The organism is Plesiomonas sp. (assembly GCF_051652165.1).
Classification (GTDB): Bacteria; Pseudomonadota; Gammaproteobacteria; order Enterobacterales; family CAMTGL01; genus Plesiomonas.
The window spans coordinates 176288-202296 of the sequence record NZ_JBOFTR010000007.1 but is presented as its reverse complement, the minus strand read 5'-3'; the positions used below and the strand labels follow the sequence as shown (position 1 = coordinate 202296).

Sequence of the window (26009 nt, the reverse complement as noted above, 5' to 3'; positions counted from 1 at the left end):
GCATGTGTTAGGCCTGCCGCCAGCGTTCAATCTGAGCCATGATCAAACTCTTCAATTTAAAGTTTGTCGCTCGAAATAACTAGCAAATAAATTGTCAGTCACTCGTTTAACTAAGTATCTTTTGGATAGTCAGCGTCTTCAACGAGTGCCCACACAGATTGTCTGATTAATTTTTTAAAGAGCATATCGGTTTAGTTATGATTCACTTGCGTGTTTCGTTCCTTGCCGACAGGGAGCGCATTATAGGGAATTATCTTTTTAGCACAAGCCTTTTCCATCTTTTAAATCCCGATTGCTTAAAAAGCAAACATAAACCCCAAGTATGAGCATAATCTGCTGATATTTTATCCTTTATAGTGAGATTTTTTCACTGCACAAGCTCGCAAACGTTGCTGTAACCATAAACCACTGGCTTTCATCGCATAACCAAATGCAATGCCAACCAAGAGTGAAGGTAACACTAATTGCCAATGACCGCCGGATGCAAAAGTGGCACAACACCCAATAAAGGTGCCCGGAATAAAACCAAGCCAACGCTGTTTAGCCTGAATACACATAAAGAAGGAGACGATTGCAGTCAAAACATAACCGACAATTTCAATATGTGAGCTAATCGCACTGCTATTGATAATCATCATGCCCCAGAATACGCCACTGGTATTGGTGATTGCACTGAGTAGAACGCCTTTTATACCCTCTTCGGGTGAGGAAAAATAGGTTGTACAACCAAGAAAACCAGCCCAGCTTATTAGGCCTACGCTCATGGCTATCCAGGCCCAAATGCCTGACAACAAGCCAGTAGTTAATGCAATGGCCATTAATGTACTCATACATTACCTCTAGCATGAATATTGGGAATAAAGAGGAAGCGGAGTATAGGAGGGTGTTTACTGAACAATCAAGATTTGGGTCAATCTTTTAAAATATGAAAAAAGTCTTATTACAGATAAAACTAGTTAATATCACAAAAAATCAGCTTACATGTGCATATTGTGAGTAAGAGAGTGTCGCCGGTGGTGAAAGACGATCATTCATCACTTTTATGGGATCACCTAAGCCGACCATTTTGCCTGATGAGAGTTGTAAATGTTGAGCAAATAAGCATAAGCTGGCATTGCCATTATTCTCTACCACAAATAATCGTACTTTTTCCTCTGAATCAAGTAATGAAGCATTGACCAGCTCACCTATTTCTGGGCTGTATGCATGGCTAGTACGTTCAAAATACCAACTTTTAGGCATAACTGGTTTTAAAAAGTGCCGAGCAGCAATCGCATTTAAAACTAACTCACTTTTCTGATCTGAACTAAGTTTGCTTGCGTGTAATCCATCCATATAATCATAATATTGTGCGATATCATCGACATGAAATGAAATACCAGAAAAAACATCAGGCGTTAATACTCTCCCAGTAAGACGTGATCGAAAAATCATGCCATTTGCAAGATCAAGCATCAACCGATCAAGTTCGGAATCAACGTACCATTTCCAATGATCATTAGGTTGAATATTCATAGGCAGGCCTAAATCAAAACAAAGTGCATAAATAAAGTCTATATAGGAGTATTATACGCAATAAAATGCGCAGTGAAAAATAACCTACATCATTAATTATCCAATAAATATACTATTAATGTAAACCAGACAGGGATTATTGCAAACCCCTGCCTATTTTTTTAAACTCAATACATTAAATATATGACGCAATATCTCGAATTAATCGTGGCCCTTGATAAATAAAGCCTGAATAAATTTGCACAAGTGAAGCGCCAGCCGCCATTTTTTCACGTGCAGCAATTGCCGTATCAATACCGCCGACACCAATAATCGGAACCCGACCTTTCAGTTCAATGGCAAGTTTACGGATAACTTCTGTGCTACGGTGCTGCAATGGGCGACCACTTAATCCTCCCGCTTCATTGCTGTGTTTGTAGCCCTGAACTAATGAGCGATCAAGCGTCGTATTGGTCGCAATCACACCATCAAGCTGGTATCTGACCAGACTATCGGCAACTTGAATTAGCTCTTCATCGGTTAAATCAGGCGCAATTTTTACGGCAACCGGAACATAGCGGCCATGTAATTGATGAAGCTCATGCTGGCGCTGTTTTATTGATTGCAATAAATCATCCAGCGCCTCACCGTACTGTAAACTGCGTAAACCGGGGGTATTCGGTGAAGAGATATTAACGGCAATATATCCAGCATACGGATAGACTTTATCCATACAAATCAGATAATCATCCTTGCCTTTTTCTAACGGCGTATCTTTATTTTTACCGATATTAATACCAATAACACCATCGTATTTTGCTTTTTTTACATTCTCAACTAGATAATCAACTCCACGGTTATTAAAACCCATGCGGTTAATAATACCGTCAGCTTCTAACACCCTAAATAAACGTGGTTTATCATTCCCTAATTGTGGTTTAGGTGTCACTGTGCCTACTTCAATAAAACCAAACCCCATTGCACCGAGTGCATCTAAACAATCAGCATTTTTATCAAGTCCTGCAGCAAGTCCTACGGGGTTTTTAAAGCTTAACCCCATGCAACTGACCGATTTATTCGGAATATTTTGCCGAATCAGATATTCAAGAGAAGTACCGCTCAACAACTGAAGATTGTGAATGGTCAGATCATGAGCGCGTTCCGGCTCAAATTGAAAAATCGCTTGCCTTGCTAGGCGATAGAACATGATACCTCTCCTGATAATGACGCTGTCTACTCTGCATTCACAGTAACAACGTAGTGCAAAATACCCATCAAGAGTGATCATAAAAGAGGGTTATGATCGTGCAGTTTACTGGCATTTCGACACCGGAAACTGTGCAATCATCAATAGAAAACGCGCTGAATGCCCCGGTTAGAAACCGGATTGGCATTATGGCCAAACATACGGGCATTGTCATGAATTTTTAACGGATTTTCAGAGCCTCAGCACCTTTTCAGCACCGTTGTAGTGCAATAATCTGATTTTCTGCATTTAGCTCAATATAAAATCGGCCAACAATACCATTGTGCAGCAAAAAATTACGGAAACGTGCAGCAGGAAGACTCAGCCGTTTGCCCTGCTCTGACATCACTAAAATCTGCCGAGCCGAGCCACTGTAGTGATGCAAAAACGTGTGGTAATCCATATTAAGGGTGAAATGGAAGATCATAAAAAATGTTAACCGCTATTTTGTACAAAAAATGGCGGGTTGCCCCGCCAGATACACTCACTCTACATGCAATAACCCTAGCGTCAATTGACTCGTATTATCAGCTATGCCAATGACTTACTGATTTTTTCAAACAGATCGCTGGCCAGATTATTAAGCCCTTGCAACTTCACCAATTGTGTACGCATCAACGCCTGACGATCAGCATCATAACGCCCCAACCGGATCAGCGGCTCAATCAGACGCGACGCGACCTGTGGGTTACGGCTATTCAGTTCAGCCAGAATATTCCCTAAGAACTGATAACCCGCCCCATCTTTGGCATGAAAAGCAGCCGGATTTGCCGAAGCAAATGCACCAATCAATGAACGAGTACGGTTCGGGTTTGCCAGGCTAAAGGCCGGATGCTGCATAACTGTACGCACAGTGGTCAACACATTGGCTGCTGGGCTGGTTGCCTGCAACATAAACCACTTATCCATCACTAAACCATCGTGCTGCCATTTATCAGCAAAATGCGTCATTAACGCATCACGACACGGCAACTCTGCGCTAACCGCCGCCGACAATGCCGCCAACGCATCAGTCATGTTATTGGCTGCTTCATACTGCTTGCGAACACGCGCATCTGCTCCTTCAGCAAAAGCCAGATAGCTTAGACACGTGTTACGTAAAGAACGACGAGCAATATCGCCATGCTCAACCCGATATTCAGCCAACTGATGAGCTTGATACACCGCACGCAGCTCGTCAGCCAACTCCAGCACCAGTTCCTCACGAATAAATTCGCGCACCGTACGAATTGCATCCGGATTAATTGTATCAAACAGTTCGGCCAGTTCAGTCTCTTTAGGTAGCGTCAATATCAGTGCAGCCAGCGCAAGATCAAGTGAGTCATCGAGCAAAATTGCGCGGAAAGCATCAATCGCCGCCAGTGGGAAAATTAACTCCGCACCCTGAGCAACATTCGCCACATTCAGACGAACATATTTACCAATCAGCATTTGCGCCGCATCCCAGCGTGCAAAATCATTGCTGGCATAGCGCATCAGAAACGTTAACTGCGCATCGGTATACGGATAGTCCAATTTCACTGGCGCAGAAAACTCGCGCAAAAGTGAAATCACCGGTTGTTCTGCAACCTGCTCAAAACGGAACGTTTGCAGCTCTTCAGTCACATTTAGCACATTACCGACCGGTTTGCCCTCTAGCATCAGCGGGATCACCGCACCCTGCGGCGAATACAGCTCAATATTCAGCGGAATATGTAATGGCAGCTTCTCAGCCTGCTCTGGCGTTGGCGGTGTCATCTGACTCACATGCAACGTATACACCTGCGTTGCCGCATCATACTCATCATGCACCGTCAGTTGTGGCGTACCCGCCTGACTGTACCAACGGCGGAACTGCGTTAAATCCACTCCGGAAGCCTGCTGCATCGCATCAACAAAATCATCACAGGTTGCCGCACTGCCATCATGACGCTCAAAGTACAAACGCATACCCGCCTGAAACGCCGCCTCCCCCAGCAAAGTGTGCATCATCCGAATAACTTCTGAGCCCTTCTCATACACAGTCACTGTGTAGAAGTTATTCATCTCAATCACTTTATCAGGGCGGATAGGATGTGCCATCGGGCTGGCATCTTCAGCAAACTGCGCGCCACGTACCACACGCACGTTATTAATTCGGTTTACCGCACGCGAGCCAAGATCAGAACTAAACTCCTGATCACGGAAGACTGTCAGCCCCTCTTTCAAACTCAACTGGAACCAGTCACGGCACGTAACCCGATTCCCCGTCCAGTTGTGGAAATACTCATGCCCAATCACCCGCTCAATATCGAGGTAATCAGCATCGGTTGCTGTTTCCGCTTTCGCCAATACAAACTTAGAGTTAAAGACATTCAGCCCTTTATTCTCCATCGCCCCCATATTGAAGAAATCAACCGCTACGATCATATAAATATCTAGATCGTACTCTAGACCAAAACGCGCCTCATCCCACGCCATAGACTGCTTTAATGAAGCCATTGCCCAATCCGCGCGGTCTAAATTACCCCGATCAACATACAACTCCAGTGCCACATCACGGCCAGAACGCGTTACAAACGTATCACGCAGCACATCAAAATCGCCGGCTACCAGCGCAAATAAATAGGATGGTTTAGGGAACGGATCTTCCCACTGCATCCAGTGTTTTCCATCCGGTAAATCACCGTGCGCAATCCGGTTTCCGTTAGAGAGCAAGAACGGGTAACGCCCCTTATCTGCCGTAATTTTGGTGCGGTAACGCGCCAATACATCTGGTCGGTCAAGGAAATAGGTGATCCGCCGGAATCCCTCTGCCTCACACTGCGTACACAACGCCTCACCTGACTGATACAAACCAGACAGTGCCGTATTGTTTGCTGGGCTGAATGTTGTAACTACTGTTAATGTAAACTGTTCAGGTAACTGGTTCACTGTTAAAGCATGAGCTGATTGCTGATAATGCGGCCAAGGCTGGCCATCTACAGCCACAGAAACTAACGTCAAACCTTCACCCGCCAATACTAATGGGCGCGTATGTTGCCCTTGGCGTAATACATCACTTGTGGCTGTTACACACGTATTATCGGCGGCTAAATCAAACGCTAATTCCACTTGTGTAATCGTGTAATCAGGTACTTGATAATCATGGCGATATTTTGCCTGAGGTTGCGGATTCATTATTGTTTATTCCCTCGTCATTACACTTATATCATCAACACTATGTATAGTGATAACTACTGGCCACAGAGCCCAACACAATACTCACACTAAGCGTATAAACTCACCGTTTAACCATAACGCTTTTTATCAATCATCTTCAATCAACAAAGCATAAAACATAAATTAAAGCAGGGTGATACAAAGCGCCTTCACGGAACCGCATCATAACCACAGCAATTATTATCACTCTATTTTTGTGATGAAAAAAAGGCGGGTGCTCAGAATTACGCCACGATTTAACACAATAAAAACCTATAATATATTCAGTCTTAAGTTTATTTATCTGGCCTGAACGATAAATTTAACGGATGTTACCCTGTTCTGAGGTATAATTATCAAGAGTGGCCTATCGCCAGTGTTAATTAAGGATATTGTACGGTAATTATGACTCAATCCGTAACCACACCGATTTTGTCGTCACTGCTCGACACTGATGCTTATAAACTGCACATGCAACAGGCAGTCTATTTCCTCTATCCGCAAACACGTGTAGTGGCTGAGTTTCGCTGCCGTGGAGCACATGCATTAAGCCAATACGCATATGAAATTCGTGCACAAATTGCGCTAATGGCAGATTTAGTATTGAGTGATGACGAGTTTAATTACCTGTCAGGCTTACCTTTTTTCAAAACTGACTATCTCAATTGGTTAAAAACATACCGTTACAAACCAGAACAAGTACAAGTCAGTATTGAACAAGGGCAACTTGCTTTGCATATTGAAGGGCCATGGCATGAAGTTATTTTATGGGAAGTGCCATTACTGGCTTTGATCAGCGAAATTAGTCAGCGCCACCGCTATCCACATGTTACTACCGCGCACGCCATCAGCCACTTACGGCAAAAACTAGTCCAATTCTCTGCCCAAGCTACCGATCTGAATATGGATCAATTCCGGTTAGTTGATTTTGGCACGCGTCGCCGTTTTTCTGCGGATGTACAACATGCGGTAGTAAAAACCTTAAAAACGGAATTTGCTGGATTTTGTGGCACAAGTAACTACCATCTTGCACGAACACTTGATCTCACTCCCGTTGGAACTCAAGCGCACGAATGGTTTCAAGCACATCAGCAACTAACCCCTACTCTTGCTCAAAGTCAACAAGCTGCTCTACAAGCATGGCTAGATATTTACCCAGATGCTCTTGGTATAGCACTGACCGACTGCATTACCATGGATGCTTTTTTACGTGATTTTAACCACCACTTTGCTACCCGTTACCAAGGGTTGCGCCACGACTCCGGCGATGCCGTAGAGTGGGGTGAGAAAGCAATCGCACACTATCAGGCTCTGGGGTTAGATCCACAGACTAAAACACTGGTGTTTTCAGATAATCTTGATCTGAACAAAGCACTCGCGCTCTATCGCCATTTCCATCATCGGATCAATACTACTTTTGGAATTGGCACGCGCCTCACTTGTGATATTCCAGGTGTAGAGCCACTAAACATTGTTATTAAGCTAACAGAATGTAACGGAAGGCCCGTTGCAAAACTCTCTGATAGCCCAGGGAAAACAATCTGCCAAGACCCGCAGTTTGTAGAAGCGTTATGTAAAGCCTTCTCTTTACCCTTGGCTTGTAATAGCTAAACTAACACCCTTTTTTACTGCTAATGACAATACCACGGAGCATTACTTTGCGCTTTGACGAGCTTTCTCTCGACTCACGGTTAATTAACACTATCAATAACCTTGGGTATGCTGCAGCCACCGAGATCCAGCAGATGTGTATTCCTGCTGCGATTACCGGGCGCGATATTATTGCCTCATCCAAAACTGGATCAGGCAAAACCATGGCATTTTTGCTGCCGATGATGCAGCGTCTGCTGCGCGAGCGAGCACGTCAAAAACGCGATCCACGTGCTGTTATTCTTGCACCAACGCGTGAACTCGCCCGTCAAGTTTACGCACAATTGCGTTTCTTGCTGGCTGGAAAACAGATGGAAGCAGCACTGTTACTCGGTGGTGAGAACTTTAATGATCAAATTCACGCACTGCGTAAACATCCACAAATCATTATTGCTACACCGGGCCGTTTAGCCAATCACCTAAAAGAGCGCAGCATCTACCTGAACGGTGTTGAAATGCTGATCATGGATGAAGCCGATCGCATGCTTGATTTGGGTTTTGCCGCAGAGCTCAAAACCATCAATGAATCTGCTGATCACCGCCTACGTCAAACCATGATGTTCTCAGCCACCATTACACCTGAAGTTGAAGTGTTGGCTTTTGCCGCATTGAAAAATCCGCGCCGTATTGCCGTAGGCGATGCGATGGCTCAACACGCCGATATCAGCCAGCACTTTTATCTGGTCGATCATCTGGATCACAAGCAAGCCCTGCTTGATCATATTTTACAGCACGAAGCCTATCAGCAAGTGATCGTCTTTACCGCAACACGCGCCGACACCGAACGGCTGGCAGAGCGTCTTAACCTTCAAGGCAGTAAAGCCGTGGGCTTAAGCGGTGAGCATAGTCAAAGCGCACGTAACAAGATCATGGATGATTTCAGTCGCGGCTGTTACAAAATGCTGATCACCACCGATGTTGCCTCACGCGGGTTAGACCTGCTGAACGTTTCACTGGTCATCAACTTTGATATGCCAAAACAACCCGAAGAGTACATCCACCGTATCGGACGTACTGGACGAGCTGGCAGCAAGGGCACCGCCATTTCATTAGTCGGCCCGAAAGACTGGGAAAGTTACGAGCGCGTAAAAGCTGCCGTAAACCAGCCATTAAGCTTCTCCAGTATTGAAGGGTTGGAAGGTAAATTCCGCGGATTACGCAAAGCCAAAAAAGTGACTGACCAAAACAGTACAAATAAAGGCAAAGCGGCAAAATCTGGCAGTAAAACCAGTGCTAAAGCCAAACCACGTATGGGTAAAAAATTCACCGCAGGCACTGATGCCGGTATGGTGATGATGAAGCGTAAACCCAAACAGTTGGTGGTTGAACGCCCAGATCCTGAACTACCAGAGTCAGACACCGAATAAAGCCCCACCAGACACGGTAAATACCGTTATCTGGCCGCAGCAGACCGGTATCATTCTGCTGCATGGCAGACATAAAAAAAGATCACCTATTGGTGATCTTTTTTATTGGTCTTGTCCGAATAACCGTCTTGCTAGTGCTAGACTACTGTCTATACCGCTCTCGGAACCGTGACTCGAACTACCACTACATCAGACATCGGCCACAATGCAGTGATATTACGTCTAATTACAACGCCCGCAAGATAGCATCAACACTGTCTTTGGCATCACCAAACAACATTTGCGTGTTCTCTTTAAAGAACAGCGGGTTTTGTACACCGGCATAACCGGTATTCATAGAACGTTTAAATGCCACAACATTCTGTGCTTTCCACACTTCCAGTACTGGCATACCCGCAATTGGGCTCTTTGGATCTTCAAGCGCAGCAGGGTTCACCGTATCATTCGCACCAATCACCAGCACAACATCAGTATCGGCAAAATCATCATTGATCTCATCCATCTCCAATACAATGTCATACGGCACTTTAGCTTCTGCAAGCAACACGTTCATGTGGCCCGGTAAGCGCCCCGCAACAGGGTGAATACCAAAACGGACCTTCACGCCCTTCTCACGCAATTTTTGAGTAATTGCAGCAACAGGATACTGTGCTTGCGCCACGGCCATACCATAGCCCGGAGTAATAATAACTGACGTTGCATTTTTCAGCATGTCAGCTACCTCTTCTGCCGACGTTTCACGGTATTCGCCCATCTCCTGATCATCATCAGAAGGCGCACTATCTGTACCAAAACCACCGGCAATCACACTGACAAATGAGCGGTTCATTGCCTTACACATAATGTAGGAAAGAATCGCACCTGATGACCCCACTAATGCGCCAGTCACAATCAGCAGATCGTTTGCCAGCATAAAACCTGCCGCTGCCGCTGCCCATCCTGAATACGAGTTCAGCATAGAGACAACCACTGGCATATCAGCACCACCAATTGATGCCACCAAATGCCAACCAAATGCCAACGCAATCAGTGTCATCACCACCAGTGCAAACGTGCTTCCGCCCGCTTTCAAGAACACCACCAGCAGCAGGAACGAAACAACCAACGCCGCTAGATTCAGCTTGTGGCGGTGTGGCAACATCATCGGCTTCGAGCTAATTTTGCCGCACAACTTACCAAATGCCACAATCGAACCAGTGAACGTCACCGCACCGATAAAGATACCGATAAACACTTCGGTTAAGTGGATATTAAGCAGCACGCCCTCGGCAACACCGTGGTCTAGATAGCTGTTAATCCCGACCAGTACCGCAGCCAGACCCACAAAGCTATGTAATACCGCCACCAGCTCTGGCATCTCTGTCATTTCGACACGTTTTGCCAAGCGGATACCGATTGCACCACCAATAACCATTGCCAATAAAATCCAACCCACACTGGCTGAATGCGGCCCTAAAATCGTTGCCACCAGCGCGATACCCATACCGGCAATACCGTACCAGTTACCCGCCTTGGCTGTTTCATGCTTAGACAATCCGGCCAAGCTCATGATAAACAGCACAGCAGCCACAATGTATGCAGCTTGTACCAATCCTTCAGACATGTTCTACCCCTCAGTCCCTTCTAAACATTTTCAACATGCGCTGAGTGACAGTAAAGCCACCAAATATATTAATGCTGGCGATCAGCACCGCAATAAACGCTAAGAATGATACAAACCCACTGCCTTGACCTATCTGCAACAATGCACCGACCACGATAATGCCGGAAATCGCATTGGTTACCGACATCAGAGGTGTATGCAGAGCATGGCTCACATTCCACACCACGTAGTAACCAACCACGCAGGCCAAAATGAATACCGTGAAATGGGATAAAAATGCGGCAGGCGCAGCATTCGCAATCCATCCAAACAGCACGATACCGGCAGCCATCAGACCATATTTTTTGGCCGGAGAAGTTGGTTTTTCAGCCTCTTTCGGTGCTACTGGCGCAGTAGCCGCTTTTTGTGGCTGCGCTGAAACCTGAATGGCCGGAGGCGGCCATGTCACATCGCCTTCACGGATCACAGTCACACTGCGCAAAACCACATCGTCGAAGTCGATATTAATCGTGCCATCTTTTTCTTTGCACAATAGCTTGAGCAAGTTAACAAGGTTTGTACCGTACAACTGAGATGATTGTGTCGGCAAACGGCTTGGCAAATCGGTATACCCAATAATCTTAACCTGATTATCCGTAACGACCACAGTATCAGCCTGTGCCAGCTCACAGTTACCGCCCGTTGCCGCAGCCAGATCAACAATAACGCTGCCCGGCTTCATGCTAGCAACCATCTCTTTGGTAATCAGCTTTGGTGCCGGTTTACCTGGGATCAGTGCCGTGGTGATAATAATATCCACCTCTTTGGCCTGTGCCGCAAACAGCGCCATCTCTGCCTTGATAAAGGCAGGTGACATCACTTTTGCATAGCCATCACCACTACCGGCTTCCTCTTCAAAGTCAAGCTCAAGGAACTCAGCCCCCATACTTTGAACTTGCTCTTTCACCTCAGGGCGAGTATCAAATGCACGAACAATCGCACCTAAGCTCCCTGCTGCGCCAATGGCAGCAAGCCCTGCAACACCTGCGCCAATAATCATCACTTTTGCAGGGGGTACTTTACCTGCAGCCGTAATTTGGCCAGTAAAGAAAGAGCCGAACTCATGTGCCGCTTCAACAACCGCACGATAACCGGCAATATTAGCCATTGAGCTCAATGCATCTAAAGACTGCGCACGTGAAATACGCGGTACGGCATCCATTGCCATCACGTTAATTTTACGCTCGGCCAGTTTTGCCATCAGATCTGCATTTTGTGCAGGCCAGATAAAACTGATCAGCGATGTGCCCTCTTTAAGCAGCGGGATCTCTGCTTCTGTTGGCGCATTCACTTTTAAAATGATATCGGAATTCCAAATATCATCGGATGATACGACCTGAGCACCGGCAGCAACGTATGCTGCATCCTCAAAGCTGGCACGAAAGCCCGCGTTTTGCTCTATCGCCACGCTGAAACCTAACTTCAGCAATTGCTCCACCGTTTTCGGTGTAGCAGCTACTCGCGATTCATTCGCAAGCTGTTCCTTTGGTACACCAATCAGCATAGTTATTCCTTGAATTGGCATCGGTTAGCAAAAATAATACTCTACCCCTAATCAGTGAAAAAAGTGACTCACTGATGTGTCAAATCATGACATAACCACCAGGCTATGTACGATTTAACGTGCATTAAACGCAATAATCCCTCTGATATAGCATGATACGTCCTCCATAACATTTTATGTACTTTAGGTTAAACGAAAATAAGAATGATGAAATATTATTACGTGGTATAGATGACCAAGACACAACGTCATTCGAATTTTAGAAAATAAATTACTGAAATTAACCGTGAGAAGCTACTAATAACAGGTCGAATGAGAAGTTAGTGAGTAAATTCACAACAACATGAGGGATAAATAGCAAAATCATGGTTAAATACTCGGCAAAAATGCTTTTGCGGCAAGTATTTAACCACAGATAAAAACCATATAAGTATGTTATTGCATATTAGCGTTTAACCAGTGCAATCCGGCTATCGAATAAGTTATCGTTTAAAATCAGCTCATTATTCTCTTGTGAGATATTGAGTGATTGCCGACCGTCTTCATAAAACAGTACCACTTCATGCCCTTCATAAATATAGAGACCACGATTAGTCTGTAATTTTCCATCTTTTCCTGTACTTTGTGATTCAAACTGGAAATCAGGGTGAAAATTAACCGCAAAATGATTAACTTGTGGCATCACATCAGTGCCACTGATTTGTGCACTTTGCCACGATCCAAGCAGTTCCATTGGCGGTAACTTCATAAACATAATATCGCCCATGACAAACTGATTCTGACTTAAATGAAAAGACAAATGTTGTGTAGCATCCCCTTCAGGAAACAATGTTAATGCACGCTGGTTAATATCATACCCACCTTGCCATACATCATGTTGCCCATCACTGCGTTGTAGCACAAAAAAGAATCGATTATGTGAATCAAAACGGATAGACATATTGCGGTAACTGATCTCACCGAGTTTAATTTCATCTCCTGCATCTGCTCGCCAAAACCAATCACCTACAATATAGGGCTCATCAAACGCGTTAAGTGATTGATCAAGTTCAGCATAGCTCGATGTTGAAAAACTCATGATCACTGACAGTGTCAGTGCAGATAAGGGTCGGAGCATAACACCTCCATTCATTGCGCATTGGCGCAAGAATACGGAACAACCATCATTAGGGAGTCACCGTCACATCCAAGACCCGCTTGCACCTATACGTCCGCTGATAGCTTTGCTGTTGCAAAACTGGTGACATAGCAATACATCAGTGACCAGAAAAAAATAGATTGAGACACTAATATATTCACGTTAGTCATTCCTGACTTTTTTCACCGCACATATTAAAGAAAGTAAGATATTTTTTTGATGTAGTTTTGAAAAGTTATGAAGTGGTAATGACATAAAAAAGCCCCGATATATCGGGGCTAATGGTCAACAGTTTACAGTAAACGATTTCACACTGTTGCAGCGTTACTGCTACACATAGCAAGATGAAATCTGCCTTCAGTTATGAGGCTTTTTTTACGGTTGCAGACTGATCTTTTGCCAAATCCAGAGTGATCTTTACCGTTTCATCCATATATGGATCAGGATCTTGGTAGTCTTTTGGAATAGCTTCAAGGGATTTCACTGGTTTTTTCCCTGCTCGAACCAAACGCTCATTCACACGTTTCAAACGCAAAGCATCCTCTTCGTGATTCTCTTTTTGCCGTTCGGCCAGATTCAAGGAGATCTTGTTCTCTTTGGCTTTAAGGATCTTATATTGTGCAATATCGTCACGGATATAGGCAAACTCTGGATCTTTTGCAATACGCGCCTGATGCTGTTGCGTTAACACTGTTACAAATGAAGTCGGTGAACCTGCTTTATCAAAGGTCACAGCATCAATGCTGTCCCACGGCAGTGCATTATCTTCAAAAGATTCCCCCGTGTCAGCAGGATCAACACCGGTTGGCATCACAATATCAGGTGCAACCCCTTTGTGTTGTGTACTACCGCCATTGATACGGTAAAACTTCTGAATTGTATATTGTACGTGTCCAAGAGGTTTATCAAACAAATCATAGATATGATTCAGTGAGCGATGCTGCTGCACTGTGCCTTTACCAAAGGTGTTTTCACCCACAATTAAAGCACGGCCATAATCTTGCATCGCGGCAGCAAATATCTCTGAAGCCGAGGCACTGAATCTATCTACCAACACGGTCAACGGGCCGTCATAATATGAGATGCCATCAGTATCTGAATTGACTTTGATACGGCCATAGCTATCACGTACTTGTACTACCGGCCCTTGTGGAATAAACAATCCACTTAATGCAGTGGCCTCTGTCAATGCACCACCACCGTTACCGCGTAAATCAATCACAATACTGGCAACGTGCTTATCACGCAGCTCTTGTAAACGCGCCTTTACATCTTCACTTAGACCGACATAGAAACTTGGAATGTCGATAACTCCGACTTTCTGGCCATTTACCTCTTTTATCGTTGCTTTTGCTGCACGATCTTCAAGGCGAATTTTATCTCTAACCAAAACGACTTCTTTTGCTTTACTGTCTTTTCCTGCAGGCAATATTTGCAAACGCACTTTACTGCCTTTTGGCCCTTTGATCAGATCAACAACATCATCAAGCCGCCAACCGATAACATCAACCATCTCTTTTCCTGCTTGGCCGACACCAATAATTTTATCGCCTACGGCAATACTTTTATTGGTAGATGCAGGGCCACCGGCAACAAGTGAGCGGATCACGGTATAATCATCATCAGCTTGTAACACAGCCCCTATCCCTTCAAGGGAGAGGTTCATTTCATTATTAAACTGCTCTGCATTACGAGGAGAAAGATAGCTAGTATGAGGGTCAATTTCACGTGAAAACGCATTCATGAAGGCGGAAAAGACATCTTCACTGTTAGTTTGCGCTAAACGCCGAATAGCAAAATTATAACGTTTAGTCAGTGTCTCTTGAATTGCTGGCCACTCTTTGCCAGCAAGTTTTAAGCTTAAGGCATCAAATTTAACTTTTTCATACCACAGCTTATCTAGCTCTGCAGTCGTTTTTGGCCATGGTGCTTTAGTTCGATCAACATCATAAACATCTGCACTGTCAAAACTCATTGGCTTATTTAGCAGTGTTAATGCATATTGGTAACGTTCATAACGGCGTTTTTGTGAAAGATTAAATAACGCATAAGCGGTATCGAGTTTTCCCTCTTTTAGCTCGTTATTGAGGTTATCACGCTGTGCTGAGAATTGTGCGATGTCTGATTGCAAAAAAACATTATGATTGTAATCCAGCATGTTCAGATAGCGATCAAATATCTTATCTGAAAACTCACTGTTTAAATCAAATTGACGATAGTGTGAACGGGTAAAGCGAGCAGTAATCCGCTTTTCCGCTGTAGCGTGTTGCATCTCAGGGGTCAATACAGGAATGCTGCTCAAAGCATATTTCGGCTCAGCAGCCTGCGTCCAGCAGGCCAGCAAAATGCTGGCCGCTGCAGTTACTCGAAACAAATTTTTCATGCCTTGCTTCTGTCTCCGCCTCAGGCGAGCAAATGCTCCGCCCGAACAATCATTGCCAAACCGGAGGTTAGCTGTACACGTACACCGTCTTTGGCAATTTCCAATACGGTCGCATCCATTAAGCCTTTACCGGCACGCACTTTAATGGCCTGTCCAACGTTAAGTTGAGCAATTTCAACGTTTTGTACTTTTACTTCTATAACCTCAGGTTTAGAGGTTGTTACTACTCGAGACGGTTTTGCCTTACGAGTCTCAGGTTTACGGGTATCGACAGCACGCTTGTTCTCTGAACGAGGGCGACGAGCGGCTGGTTTATCGCCGTCTTCTTTTTTTGCTGCTGCACGTTTTGCTTTCACTCGTGCTTTTGCTTCTTCTAATTGCGTGCGTGCATGATCAACATGTTGTTGTTCAAGTTCACCGCAATCAGCGCCATCAAGATCGACACGTTGCGCCCCAGCTTTTGCACCGTGCAGGTAACGCCAGCTAGAGGTGTATTGACGCAAAGCTGATCGCAGCTGAGTTTTACTTACTTGCGGGGTATCCCCTAAGTGTGAAACTACGTCTTGAAAAATACCAATTTTCAGAGGGCGAGCTTCGCCTTCAAGGGTGAAGCATTTAGGGAAACGCTCTGCCAGATAGGCGATAACTTCTTTGCTACTGGTCAGCTTCTGTTGATTTTCCATGAAAAGTCCTGAATTACTACTTTAACGCCGACAGGCGCAGGCATGAACAGGCAGTATTATAGTGTCCTGTTCCATAAAAGCTACGCATCAACGCTTAAGAGTGCACTTAAATCAATGACTATTTTTTCTAAAGCCTGTTGATCTTCCATACTAAAACGTCCGAGAGTCGGGCTATCAATGTCTAAAACCGCAGAATAGTACCCCTTTATCTGCAACGGGATGACTATCTCTGCGCGACTTCGCACATCACAAGCAATATGGCCAGCGAACTGATGTACATCCTCTACCCGTAAGGTCTGTTGTTGTTGCAGTGCTTGACCACAAACTCCTTTTCCATATGGGATGCGGCTACATGCTACACGACCTTGAAACGGACCAAGAACTAATTGCTCTGCTTTTAAAAGATAGAAGCCAACCCAGTTAATATCAGGTAATCGCTCATTTAATAATGCACAAGTATTCGCTAAAATTGCGATTAGGTCAGTTTCCCCTTCAAGTAAAGCAAATAGCTCTTGATGTAAAGCTGCATAAAAGGTGTAGCATTCTGGGGTACTGAGTTCACTACATTCTGACATTATAGCCCTTTGTTAATAAATCGTAATACAGAAAGTAGGTTATACGGTAATCAAGGGTAGGATCAATCCTAAGCAAGCTGATTTATGCGCTATATTTACATATTCACTAGGTCGTATGTTGAGGATTAATTCCGCTGTTCAAAATAATGTGTAAACATTGCTCATTGCTATACGCTTATCTGGTCGAATATAGCCTACTCTGTTTGTGCTTATTAGTTTGTGCTTATTAATAACCGCAATATCATCATACTGCTTAGAGTATGAATAATACCGCAATTTCAAGTTGATACCTCATAATAAGGCGCACTAAAGTACAATATTAGGTAGAATAGTGGCCTATGCCTGTATTGAAAACGATGAACCATAAAACCACAACGTGCATTTACTGTGGTTATCAAACCCAACTTCCGTCTCTAAAACGGAACCAAAATGCGCAATGCCCACGCTGTATGTCAACGATTGCATACGGGCGTGATTGGTCTTTAAATCGTTTAGCGGCAGTGGCTCTGGCCGTTTTAATTCTGATGCCCTTAGCATTTTCCCAGCCACTTCTAAAAATTAATCTTTTTGGTATAGATATTAATGCATCTGTCTGGGAAGGGATCTGGCAGATGGCTTGGCAGGGTTTTCCGATCACTGCAGCACTGGTTTTATTCTGTGCGATTGCTGCACCGCTACTGTTTGCCGGTGGTCTCTTTTATTTGTGGTTAGCTCGCCGATTTAATCGCTCATTACGCCCTTGTTTGCTCGTGCTTGGAAAGCTGCACGAGTGGGCGATGCTAGATGTTTATCTTTTAGCTCTTGGTGTAACTGCGTTTAAAATTCGAGATTATGCCTATTTAAGTGCTGGGCCTGGTTTATTGGCTTTCTTTTTGCTTGTTGTGTTATTTACACTGTTGTTGATTCATTTTAATGCTGCTCAGTTATGGCAACGCTATTACCCACAACATGCTATTTACTTGGTACCGCAATCACAAAAGAATACTATCAATTTTTGCACGCATTGCCACTATCACGGTGTATCTAATTCAGCCGGCCGTTGCCCACGTTGTTTGATGAAAATGCGCTATCGCTATAAGCAAAGTTTACAAAAAACATGGGCCGCTGTTTTAGCCGCTATCATCATGCTACTTCCTGCTAATTTTTTGCCGATTTCAATTTTATATGTACGAGGTACGCGGGTTGAGGACACAATTATGTCTGGCATTATCACGCTAGTTCAGTCTGGCAATATTCCTATTGCCAGCATTGTATTTATAGCCAGTATTTTAGTGCCTTTAATCAAAGTGATTGTCATGTTAACACTGTTGATATCCGTACAGTTAAATGTACGTGGATATAAGAAACAACGATTAGCACTGTTTAAATTTGTTGCGCTTGTTGGCCGCTGGTCAATGCTTGATCTGTTTGTTCTTGCTTTGATGATGTCTTTGGTGGATCGCGATCAAATCCTTTCATTTACCTTAGGCCCAGCAGCACTCTTTTTTGGTGCCGCAGTGTATCTCACTATGATAGCTGCGGAGTGGTTTGATACCCGTTTAATCTGGGATGTTCATGCAAAAGACTAATACCCCACCAGTTGAGCCTGAAATGGCAAAAGTTAAAACAAAACGCCGTGTTTCGCCATTTTGGATTCTACCTTTTATTGCCATCACCATTGCGTTGAGTTTGGTTTACTACACGCTACGCGAACAAGGTGAACAGATTACCATTCACTTTAGTTCTGCATCAGGTATTGTGCCAAATCGTACGCCAATTCGCTTTCAGGGGTTAGAAGTTGGTATGGTGCGTAAAGTAACACTGGCGACTGATCTCAAAGGTGTTAATGTTACGGCTGATATTTATAGCCAGGCCTCTGATACTTTGCATCAAGATACTCAGTTTTGGTTAGTCACGCCTAAAGCATCACTTGCTGGAATATCAGGATTAGACGCTTTAGTTTCAGGTAACTATATTAATATGCTTCCTGGCAGTGGTGCATATGCTCACTCTTTTACTGCGCTGACTACCCCACCACGTTACCGTGAATATAATGGCGATTTACAAATTCACTTAAAAACAGAGGATTTAGGCTCATTATCTACCGGTTCACAGGTGTATTACCGTAAAATTCCTGTTGGCCATGTCAATGATTACCGTATTGCAACTGACAATGAAGGGGTCATTATTGATATTTTGATCGAAAAGCAGTTTGCACATCTAGTAAAAACCAATACCCGTTTTTGGAATACCAGTGGTGTACAAGCCGATATTAGCCTTGCGGGTGCATCCATTAAACTAGAAAGTCTCAATGCATTAATCAATGGGGCTATTGCGTTTGACTCTCCTTCTAACAGTACAAATGCGAGCGATGATTCAACCTACTCACTGTATCCTGATTTAGCAGCCAGCCAACGTGGGCTAAAAATTGCTTTAGCGTTTCCTCATGCAAATGGGCTGAAAGCAGGCAGTACTCCTTTGATGTATCAGGGGCTAAAAGTCGGGGTGTTAACGGATCTTACATTAGATAAAAAAGGTTCAGTTACAGGTGTTATGGTTGTTGACCCTTCAATTAAAGAACTGTTACGCACAAACACACATATTAAGCTTGAGAACGCATCATTCTCTTTGGCAAACCCTGCTGGAATTAGCAGTTTACTCACAGGCCCAACTTTACAACTTATTCCTGGGGAAGGCTTGCCGATTAGCCAATTTACCGTATTAGATGAAAACCAAATACTACAACAAACAGAAGGTGCACTCACATTATCACTCGAAGCGCCGCAATCATTTGGGGTAGATGTCAATCAACCCTTATGGCTAAACGGTATTATTATCGGGCAAGTATTAACCCGTGAGTTATTACCTCAAGGTGTACGCTTCTCAGTGGTAGTTGAACCGCGTTATCGTCATTTAGTACAAGGTAATAGCCGTTTTGCTGCGGTTAGCCGTATTAATGTACAAATGGGGCTCAATGGGGTGGAAGTCAAAGGTGCATCAGCACAAGAGTGGGTGCAAGGTGGGATAGCACTCATTAATAGCTCCCATACAACAACATCTCACTCTGTTAAAAAAACGTATACCCTATTTAGTGATAGCAAAAGCGCACTTTCTGGTATTAATTACGATGATTTAAAAAGCACATTAACGCTACGCGCAAAAGAATTACCGGATATTCAAGAAGGCTCTGTTGTCTTATACCGTAAATTTCCAATCGGCCAACTATTGGCTATCAAACCAACTGTTCAAGGTGAGTTTGATGTCGCTGTCTTTATTGATCCTGCATATCGGTATTTACTCACGCCTGAGAGTGTTTTTTGGGCTGAAGGTGGCGCAAAAGTTGACATAGGCACGAATGGTATTTCTGTACAAGCAACCCCTTTAACACGTGCGTTAAAAGGGGCAATCAGTATGGATAACCTCAGTAAAACGCCGTTCATTAAAGGGCAATTACGGCCTCTTTATGCTTCAGAAAATGCAGCAAAAGCCATTGGCCGACAAATCATCTTAACCAGTGATGATGCTGCTAAAATCAGTACTAATATGCCAATTCGTTATTTAGGCATCACTGTTGGGCAAGTGCTAGGCACCAAACTCGCTAACGATCATAGCCACGTTGAAATTAGTGCTATTTTATATCCACAATACGATACGCAATTTGCACGTGAAGGCACGCGTTTTACACTAGTAACGCCTGAAATCACCACATCAGGCGTTTACAATATAGATAGCATTCTTAGCCCTTATATTAGTACCGAACCTGGAAATGGCGTACATAGCCGACAGTTTGAACTGTATCCACCCAGTATTGTTGCATCACGCTATCTTGATGGCTTACAAATTGTGTTAGACGCTTCTGATGTTGGTTCATTAAGTGTCGGCACACCACTATTATATCGTGGTGTAGAAGTGGGTATTGTGACAGATTTTAATCTCAGCCAATTAGCTGATCGTGTACATATTCAAGCCAGAGTTAATCGTGATTACCAAAATTTAGTGCGTAAAAACACTGTGTTTTGGTTGAACTCAGGCTATAACATTGATTTTAGTCTGTTCTCAGGCGTAGCAACATCTGGCACATTAAATCAGTTATTACGCGGCGGGATCTCATTTGCAACCCCCCCTACTACACCGCTTGCACCTGTTGCTAAACGAAAAAATCACTATGTTTTAAACGATAAAATGCCTGAAGGGGCTAACAATTGGACAACTGCAATACCGTTAAAGTAGATGCAAATAAAAAGCGATATTTAATCGGTAATTGAAATGATAGATAGCAAGAAATCGGTCAGTGTGACAATTTTGTAAAAATTGCATTTATGAGCTGGATTTCTTGTATATCTTCGCTACGCTTAAACCTATGAGCGAATTGTCACTCATTGATTTACTCCACCAGTTAGCGCACGGCTCTACAAAGAGCCATTCCCCTGGGCCAGATACAGGAATCGTTTCTGGCCTCTTTTTATCTCTCTTACTACAAAATAAATGCTAACAAACGATATAAGTCTTAACGCTGGCTAACATTACTTGTTATTGGTGCATATCATGCTCACCGTCACTTTATATGTAATATCTCTACTATCAGATTGCCTACTCACTACTCTATCCTTTAAGAGGATTCAAATATAAAACACTACCGATAAAAAATAATACTCATCATGACCCTATATACGTCCTTATACTATACATACTGTAGTATATTGTCTTTTTAGATACATACTGAATTACTCATTCGATTGCAGAGAGCCTATAATTATGTAATGCTATAAAGATAGATAACCTCTCATATACACACCTCGCGTTTCTAATATGAATCACATACTTAATAATATTGTAGGCAAAAGTAAACAACTTATTCTTGAAAGTGATTTTAAGAAAGTTTCAATAATTGATGTTTTTGCGTCTGTATTAGCGGTGGCAATATCCATATATTTAGCTCATTTATTAAAATTTGAATATACCACGTGGGCAGCATTTAGTGCATACGTTGTTATGCGGCCACTATTTATTCAAACATTTAAGCGTGGAGTATTGCGTATTATAGGTACACTAATTGGAGGGGTGTGCGGTACACTATTTGTTCTTCTTTTTAAAGATCAATTATCATTACTCCTTGTTTGTAGCCTATTTTTTATCGTGAACTGTATCACTGCTTACTATACGAACACAGCATCAGATGAGTATAATTATGCTATTTTATTTTTTGGATTAACCTTTACGCTGATTGTTGGTTATGCTTTTTCTTATCCTGAACAAAATATTATTCAAATTGGTGTCATGCGTGCTGGTGATGTTATTTTAGGTTCGATATCAACAATTATTATTAGTGGTATTATATGCTGGTTTTTCAAACGAAATAAAATATCAACTAAAAATGCCACCATAGCAAAACCTACAATTAGCCTTCAAAAATCAAATTACATTCCATTTTCATTACTTGCAGGATTATCGATTAGTTTAACACCAATGATAACCCTGTTCTCCCACACTTCTATGTTCATTCAAGCTGCAGTTACTATTTTAGCTGTATCAAACCAACCTCGTACTGTCACATTAACAAAATTACCCACTGCAATTATGACTAAGCTGCACTATCGTGCTATTGGTTGTTTACTCGGTGCGATTGTCGGCATGATATTTAATATTATTAGTGTTTATTTTTCTTCCTATGTTTTATTAATGACATTAACGTTAATGGGTACTGCCATTGGTAAAACACTGCAAGATAGCCGTACTGAATCATCATATATTGGCACTCAGTTTGCGATTGGATTATTAATGGTATGTGTACATAACTCAGCATCATTTATGAATGACCATTACGGCATTTATCGCTTTTTAGGTGTATTAGTGGGTTTCGGTGTTTATCTGCCTATGCTAATGTTATTTGATCTCTATCTTAAAAAAAGATCCTTTCACTCTTGATGATATAAATATCGTTTTATTTACTCTCTTGGTAACGGCAATTTATTTTTTGAGATAATGAGTTAAGTTCATCTAACATGCGGTTAATCAAACCTAATTGTTGTAATACAAAACGAGTGTCACTGTCTTGTAAATCTTGCTCTAATAGTGATTGAGAAAAGGCATGTGTATTATTGTGTTTAGTAGATACAGGTGACTCTTGTAATTGGGCTGACATTATCTGTAATTGCGATAAAATATGCTGTGTGACATGTTTGAGTAATCTACGAGCATCTGTATTTTCTGGCAATTTACTTCGATGTGCGCCGAGCGCAGAAATATACCCTAACATAGCATGATTTAAACACAAAACCCGAAAGCTCTCATCTAAAATGATGCGTGACTTTAGAGGCTCAGTCGTCATATTCGAGATTACTGATGCTAATTCTGCATCAGCATTATGTGCTGCACGGCGTGCAATACGATAGCGTAAACTATCCTCTTTTCCCTGTTGATATTGAGCAATAACTTCAGTTAAATAGAGGGCATTGCTTTCAATAGCATGCTGCATTACACGAGGTAAACGGCGATAGCGCCAATCTGGCCAGATATAGGTCACAGCAAGCCATGCAATCGCACAGCCAATTAATGTATCGGTGATTCGAGGAATAGCAACATCAAATCCAGCCCCCATAAGGTTAAAACAGAACAACACCAACATCGTAATAAATGCTGTAGCATAACCATACTGTACTGTACGAAAAGCAAAAAATAGCACGCCAAGTAATACAATTAACAATAACTGCCCTTCTACTGAGGGAATAATATAGAGCAGTGGCAAACCAGCAAGAATACCTGCTAATGTACCGAGTACTCGCTGACGTAATCGTAATTGTGTAGCACTATAATTTGGCTGGCAAACAAATAAGCTTGTAAGTAAAATCCAATAACCACGCTCCATATTGAATGCCATAATCAGTGCATATCCTGCACATAATACTAGTGACATTCTTACTGCATGCCGAAACAGTGCAGAGCCTGGCGTTAATTGATCACTAATACGCCGCCAGATATCAGAAAAGCTGTGTAGACCATCATCAGCCAGCGTATTATCTTGCGGCATATTGATCATTTTATCGGAGTTTATATGAGCGAGTTGCCAGTCAATAGCCTGCAAATTTCGCAATACAAAACCTAGGGATGCCAATAATCGCTTATCTTCTTTTTGTTCAGACTTGTGTTGTTCTAGCGCACTTTTTAGCAATAAAAATGCCCGCTCAAAACGAAAATCATGATGATACTCATTTCCGTTAAGAATGGCTTGTGCTAACTGCCGACAGGCTTTTGCCTGTAACATTAATAGGCGCTGAAAACGAAACAAAACATCAGAATGGCAAAAACGCTGTGCTAATGCACGATATTGATGATGTGTAGAACTTGCGCGCTCATGGATATCTTGTGCCACAAAATAATAACGTAATAATCGGCGTGTACTGCGCTGACCACGATCGCCTTTCAAACGAGCAAACAGTGACAATTTTGTTTTATTAAGTGTACTGACAAGTGTTCCATTGCTCAATGCAACACTGATTTGTACATCATCGTAACGATTTGCATCATCAGGATCAAAAAACTCACTTTTTGCATCTAAATAGCATGCTAATTGTTCGTAACACGCAGCCAAATTCTCTTGTACTGGACGTACAGGGCGTAATATATAACCCAGTAGTGACACTACGCTATACCAGAGCGCCCCTGCCAATAACATTGTGGGCTGCTGATACCAATTATCATACAGTGAAATCCCTAACATGGTATAAATGGCTATGAGCAGTGCGCCAAATGCAATCGTGGCATAACGCTGACCAAGCGTACCTAACATAATAAAACTAAATGAAGAGAGTAGCAGCCCTATTGCAAATAACTCTGGGTATGGAAACAGTAACTCAATAGAGACAGATGCCACCAAAAAACAGAGTAATGTGATAAATATATTACGTAATCGGCCAGTTAGTCTGTCATCTAAATCAGTAAGTGCGGCGGCAACAACACCCAGTGTCACGGGTATTGTTGAAAGGACATCGCCCATTAGCCAGGGGAAAAGTGCAGCGCCGCTTAATGCTACAAAAATTTGTAAACAGTACAAAACTCGGCTGTTATTAAATAAATGACGATATTGAGATAACAAACCTACAAACGGCACTGCTGTATTCCTAACTGAGTTAACGGCGATAACGATCTAATGTTATAGAGTTTTTTTCAGCGCGGATCTGACGAGCAATATCATTAGATACGACTCGGCGACCTACTGGCCAAAGCGCAACAATGGCTAATTTGAAATGCGCTATCCCAACAGGAATACCAATAATCGTAATACATTGTGTAATACCGACCATGATATGAACAATACATAGCCACCAGCCAGCAACAACAAACCAAATAATATTTAAGATAAAACCACCCGCAGACAAGATACTATTACTGCGATTTTCAAGATCGTCCACTTTCACTACATCGTTACCATAAGGAACTAACGACATTTTAGTGATTTCCCAGCATGAACGGGTTAAAGGCAAGGTAATAATACAAACAATACTTAGCAGCGTTGCCAGCAGCCAACCTAAAGTGGTAATAAACCCGCCCATCACAAAGTTAAAAATGTTCAGTATAGTCGCCATCATCAGGGTATTCCTCGATATTAAAGGCTGTAACTTTACTGATTCTAACGTTTTTTTGTGTAAAACGGCAGGTTCTTCTTTATTGAACGTCAGCTATTTATACTATTACAGACAAAATCAGCCTAAACGCTCATGTAAATAACGGGGATAGTCGGGGATCTCAATACTGACCGCTTCAGAAAACAGAGCTGAATTGACCAAGAAATTGGCACTAGAACGATTAGTAGCAATGGGAATATTCCAAACAGCAGAAATCCGCAGCAACGCTTTCACATCAGGATCATGTGGTACTGCATTGAGTGGATCCCAAAAGAAAAATAGCACATCAATTTTGCCTTCTGATATATAGGCTCCGAGCTGTTGATCCCCTCCCATCGGGCCACTGAGTAAGCTATTGATAGATAATCCAGTAGATCGTGAAATCATTGCTCCTGTTGTACCTGTTGCATACAAATCATGCTCACGAAGTTTTTCAATATTCTCATTTACCCAATGCAATAACGCCTCTTTACAATGGTCATGTGCAACCAATGCCACTTGCTTACGTGCTGGCATAATACGGGTTGTAGTATACATAACAGACTTCCTTATTAAGGGTGGCGTTTTT

Annotated in this window: 19 protein-coding genes; 5 read left to right on the top strand and 14 right to left on the bottom strand. The window is 42.9% G+C overall.

Annotated features, from left to right (window positions below; translation table 11 throughout):
- Positions 1 to 344: 344 nt before the first annotated feature.
- The 5 genes from ACRC53_RS06640 to pepN all read right to left on the bottom strand — a co-directional run bounded on the left by ACRC53_RS06640 (position 345) and on the right by pepN (position 5878).
- Positions 345 to 830, bottom strand: a complete 486-nt coding sequence (locus ACRC53_RS06640) for a DUF1097 domain-containing protein (protein ID WP_438642714.1) — start codon at positions 828 to 830, stop codon at positions 345 to 347.
- A gap of 142 nt (positions 831 to 972) precedes the next feature.
- On the bottom strand, positions 973 to 1515 hold the full coding sequence (locus ACRC53_RS06635; protein ID WP_438642713.1) for a cell division protein ZapC: 543 nt from the start codon (positions 1513 to 1515) through the stop codon (positions 973 to 975).
- A 175-nt stretch (positions 1516 to 1690) separates the two neighbouring features.
- Positions 1691 to 2701 (bottom strand): quinone-dependent dihydroorotate dehydrogenase, encoded by a 1011-nt coding sequence (gene pyrD, locus ACRC53_RS06630; protein ID WP_438642712.1) that lies wholly within the window; start codon positions 2699 to 2701, stop codon positions 1691 to 1693.
- Positions 2702 to 2951: 250 nt separating this feature from the next.
- The gene (locus tag ACRC53_RS06625; protein WP_438642711.1) at positions 2952 to 3167 is read right to left on the bottom strand and encodes a DUF2835 family protein; all 216 of its coding nucleotides are present in this window, start codon (positions 3165 to 3167) and stop codon (positions 2952 to 2954) included.
- Between the two features lie 104 nt (positions 3168 to 3271).
- A complete protein-coding gene (gene pepN, locus ACRC53_RS06620) occupies positions 3272 to 5878 on the bottom strand; it encodes an aminopeptidase N (RefSeq protein WP_438642710.1) in 2607 nt (868 codons plus the stop codon).
- 426 nt (positions 5879 to 6304) lie between these two features.
- Here pepN and pncB point away from each other — a divergent pair, with 426 nt between their 5' ends.
- Positions 6305 to 7510, top strand: a complete 1206-nt coding sequence (gene pncB, locus ACRC53_RS06615; protein WP_438642709.1) for a nicotinate phosphoribosyltransferase — start codon at positions 6305 to 6307, stop codon at positions 7508 to 7510.
- A gap of 47 nt (positions 7511 to 7557) precedes the next feature.
- On the top strand, positions 7558 to 8916 hold the full coding sequence (locus ACRC53_RS06610; protein WP_438642708.1) for a DEAD/DEAH box helicase: 1359 nt from the start codon (positions 7558 to 7560) through the stop codon (positions 8914 to 8916).
- Between the two features lie 226 nt (positions 8917 to 9142).
- On the opposite strand, the gene pntB is transcribed toward ACRC53_RS06610, so the two are convergent.
- The 6 genes from pntB to ACRC53_RS06580 all read right to left on the bottom strand — a co-directional run bounded on the left by pntB (position 9143) and on the right by ACRC53_RS06580 (position 16841).
- The gene (gene pntB / locus ACRC53_RS06605) at positions 9143 to 10519 is read right to left on the bottom strand and encodes a Re/Si-specific NAD(P)(+) transhydrogenase subunit beta (protein ID WP_438622054.1); all 1377 of its coding nucleotides are present in this window, start codon (positions 10517 to 10519) and stop codon (positions 9143 to 9145) included.
- Between the two features lie 10 nt (positions 10520 to 10529).
- Entirely contained in the window at positions 10530 to 12062 is a 1533-nt protein-coding gene (gene pntA / locus ACRC53_RS06600; protein WP_438642707.1) for a Re/Si-specific NAD(P)(+) transhydrogenase subunit alpha, read from the bottom strand.
- 445 nt (positions 12063 to 12507) lie between these two features.
- The gene (locus tag ACRC53_RS06595; RefSeq protein ID WP_438642706.1) at positions 12508 to 13179 is read right to left on the bottom strand and encodes a hypothetical protein; all 672 of its coding nucleotides are present in this window, start codon (positions 13177 to 13179) and stop codon (positions 12508 to 12510) included.
- Between the two features lie 382 nt (positions 13180 to 13561).
- Complete coding sequence (prc, locus tag ACRC53_RS06590; protein WP_438642705.1) at positions 13562 to 15583, bottom strand: carboxy terminal-processing peptidase; 2022 nt, start codon at positions 15581 to 15583, stop codon at positions 13562 to 13564.
- A gap of 20 nt (positions 15584 to 15603) precedes the next feature.
- A complete protein-coding gene (proQ, locus tag ACRC53_RS06585) occupies positions 15604 to 16266 on the bottom strand; it encodes an RNA chaperone ProQ (protein ID WP_438642704.1) in 663 nt (220 codons plus the stop codon).
- A gap of 80 nt (positions 16267 to 16346) precedes the next feature.
- Positions 16347 to 16841, bottom strand: coding sequence for a GAF domain-containing protein (locus ACRC53_RS06580; protein WP_438642703.1), 495 nt, complete (start codon positions 16839 to 16841; stop codon positions 16347 to 16349).
- Between the two features lie 338 nt (positions 16842 to 17179).
- Here ACRC53_RS06580 and yebS point away from each other — a divergent pair, with 338 nt between their 5' ends.
- From yebS to ACRC53_RS06565, 3 genes are all read left to right on the top strand, one after another.
- Positions 17180 to 18409: a membrane integrity lipid transport subunit YebS gene (gene yebS / locus ACRC53_RS06575; RefSeq protein ID WP_438642702.1), complete on the top strand. Its 1230-nt coding sequence runs from the start codon at positions 17180 to 17182 to the stop codon at positions 18407 to 18409.
- Complete coding sequence (locus ACRC53_RS06570; RefSeq protein WP_438642701.1) at positions 18390 to 21050, top strand: MlaD family protein; 2661 nt, start codon at positions 18390 to 18392, stop codon at positions 21048 to 21050. Before yebS ends, ACRC53_RS06570 begins: the two co-directional genes overlap by 20 nt.
- 579 nt (positions 21051 to 21629) lie before the next feature.
- Entirely contained in the window at positions 21630 to 22745 is a 1116-nt protein-coding gene (locus ACRC53_RS06565; RefSeq protein ID WP_438642700.1) for an FUSC family protein, read from the top strand.
- A 16-nt stretch (positions 22746 to 22761) separates the two neighbouring features.
- Here ACRC53_RS06565 and yccS read toward each other — a convergent pair whose 3' ends face one another.
- The 3 genes from yccS to ACRC53_RS06550 form a co-directional block, all read right to left on the bottom strand.
- Complete coding sequence (gene yccS, locus ACRC53_RS06560; protein ID WP_438642699.1) at positions 22762 to 24927, bottom strand: YccS family putative transporter; 2166 nt, start codon at positions 24925 to 24927, stop codon at positions 22762 to 22764.
- A 19-nt stretch (positions 24928 to 24946) separates the two neighbouring features.
- Positions 24947 to 25402 (bottom strand): YccF domain-containing protein, encoded by a 456-nt coding sequence (locus tag ACRC53_RS06555; RefSeq protein WP_438642721.1) that lies wholly within the window; start codon positions 25400 to 25402, stop codon positions 24947 to 24949.
- A 117-nt stretch (positions 25403 to 25519) separates the two neighbouring features.
- Entirely contained in the window at positions 25520 to 25978 is a 459-nt protein-coding gene (locus tag ACRC53_RS06550; protein WP_438642698.1) for a methylglyoxal synthase, read from the bottom strand.
- Positions 25979 to 26009: the final 31 nt, after the last annotated feature.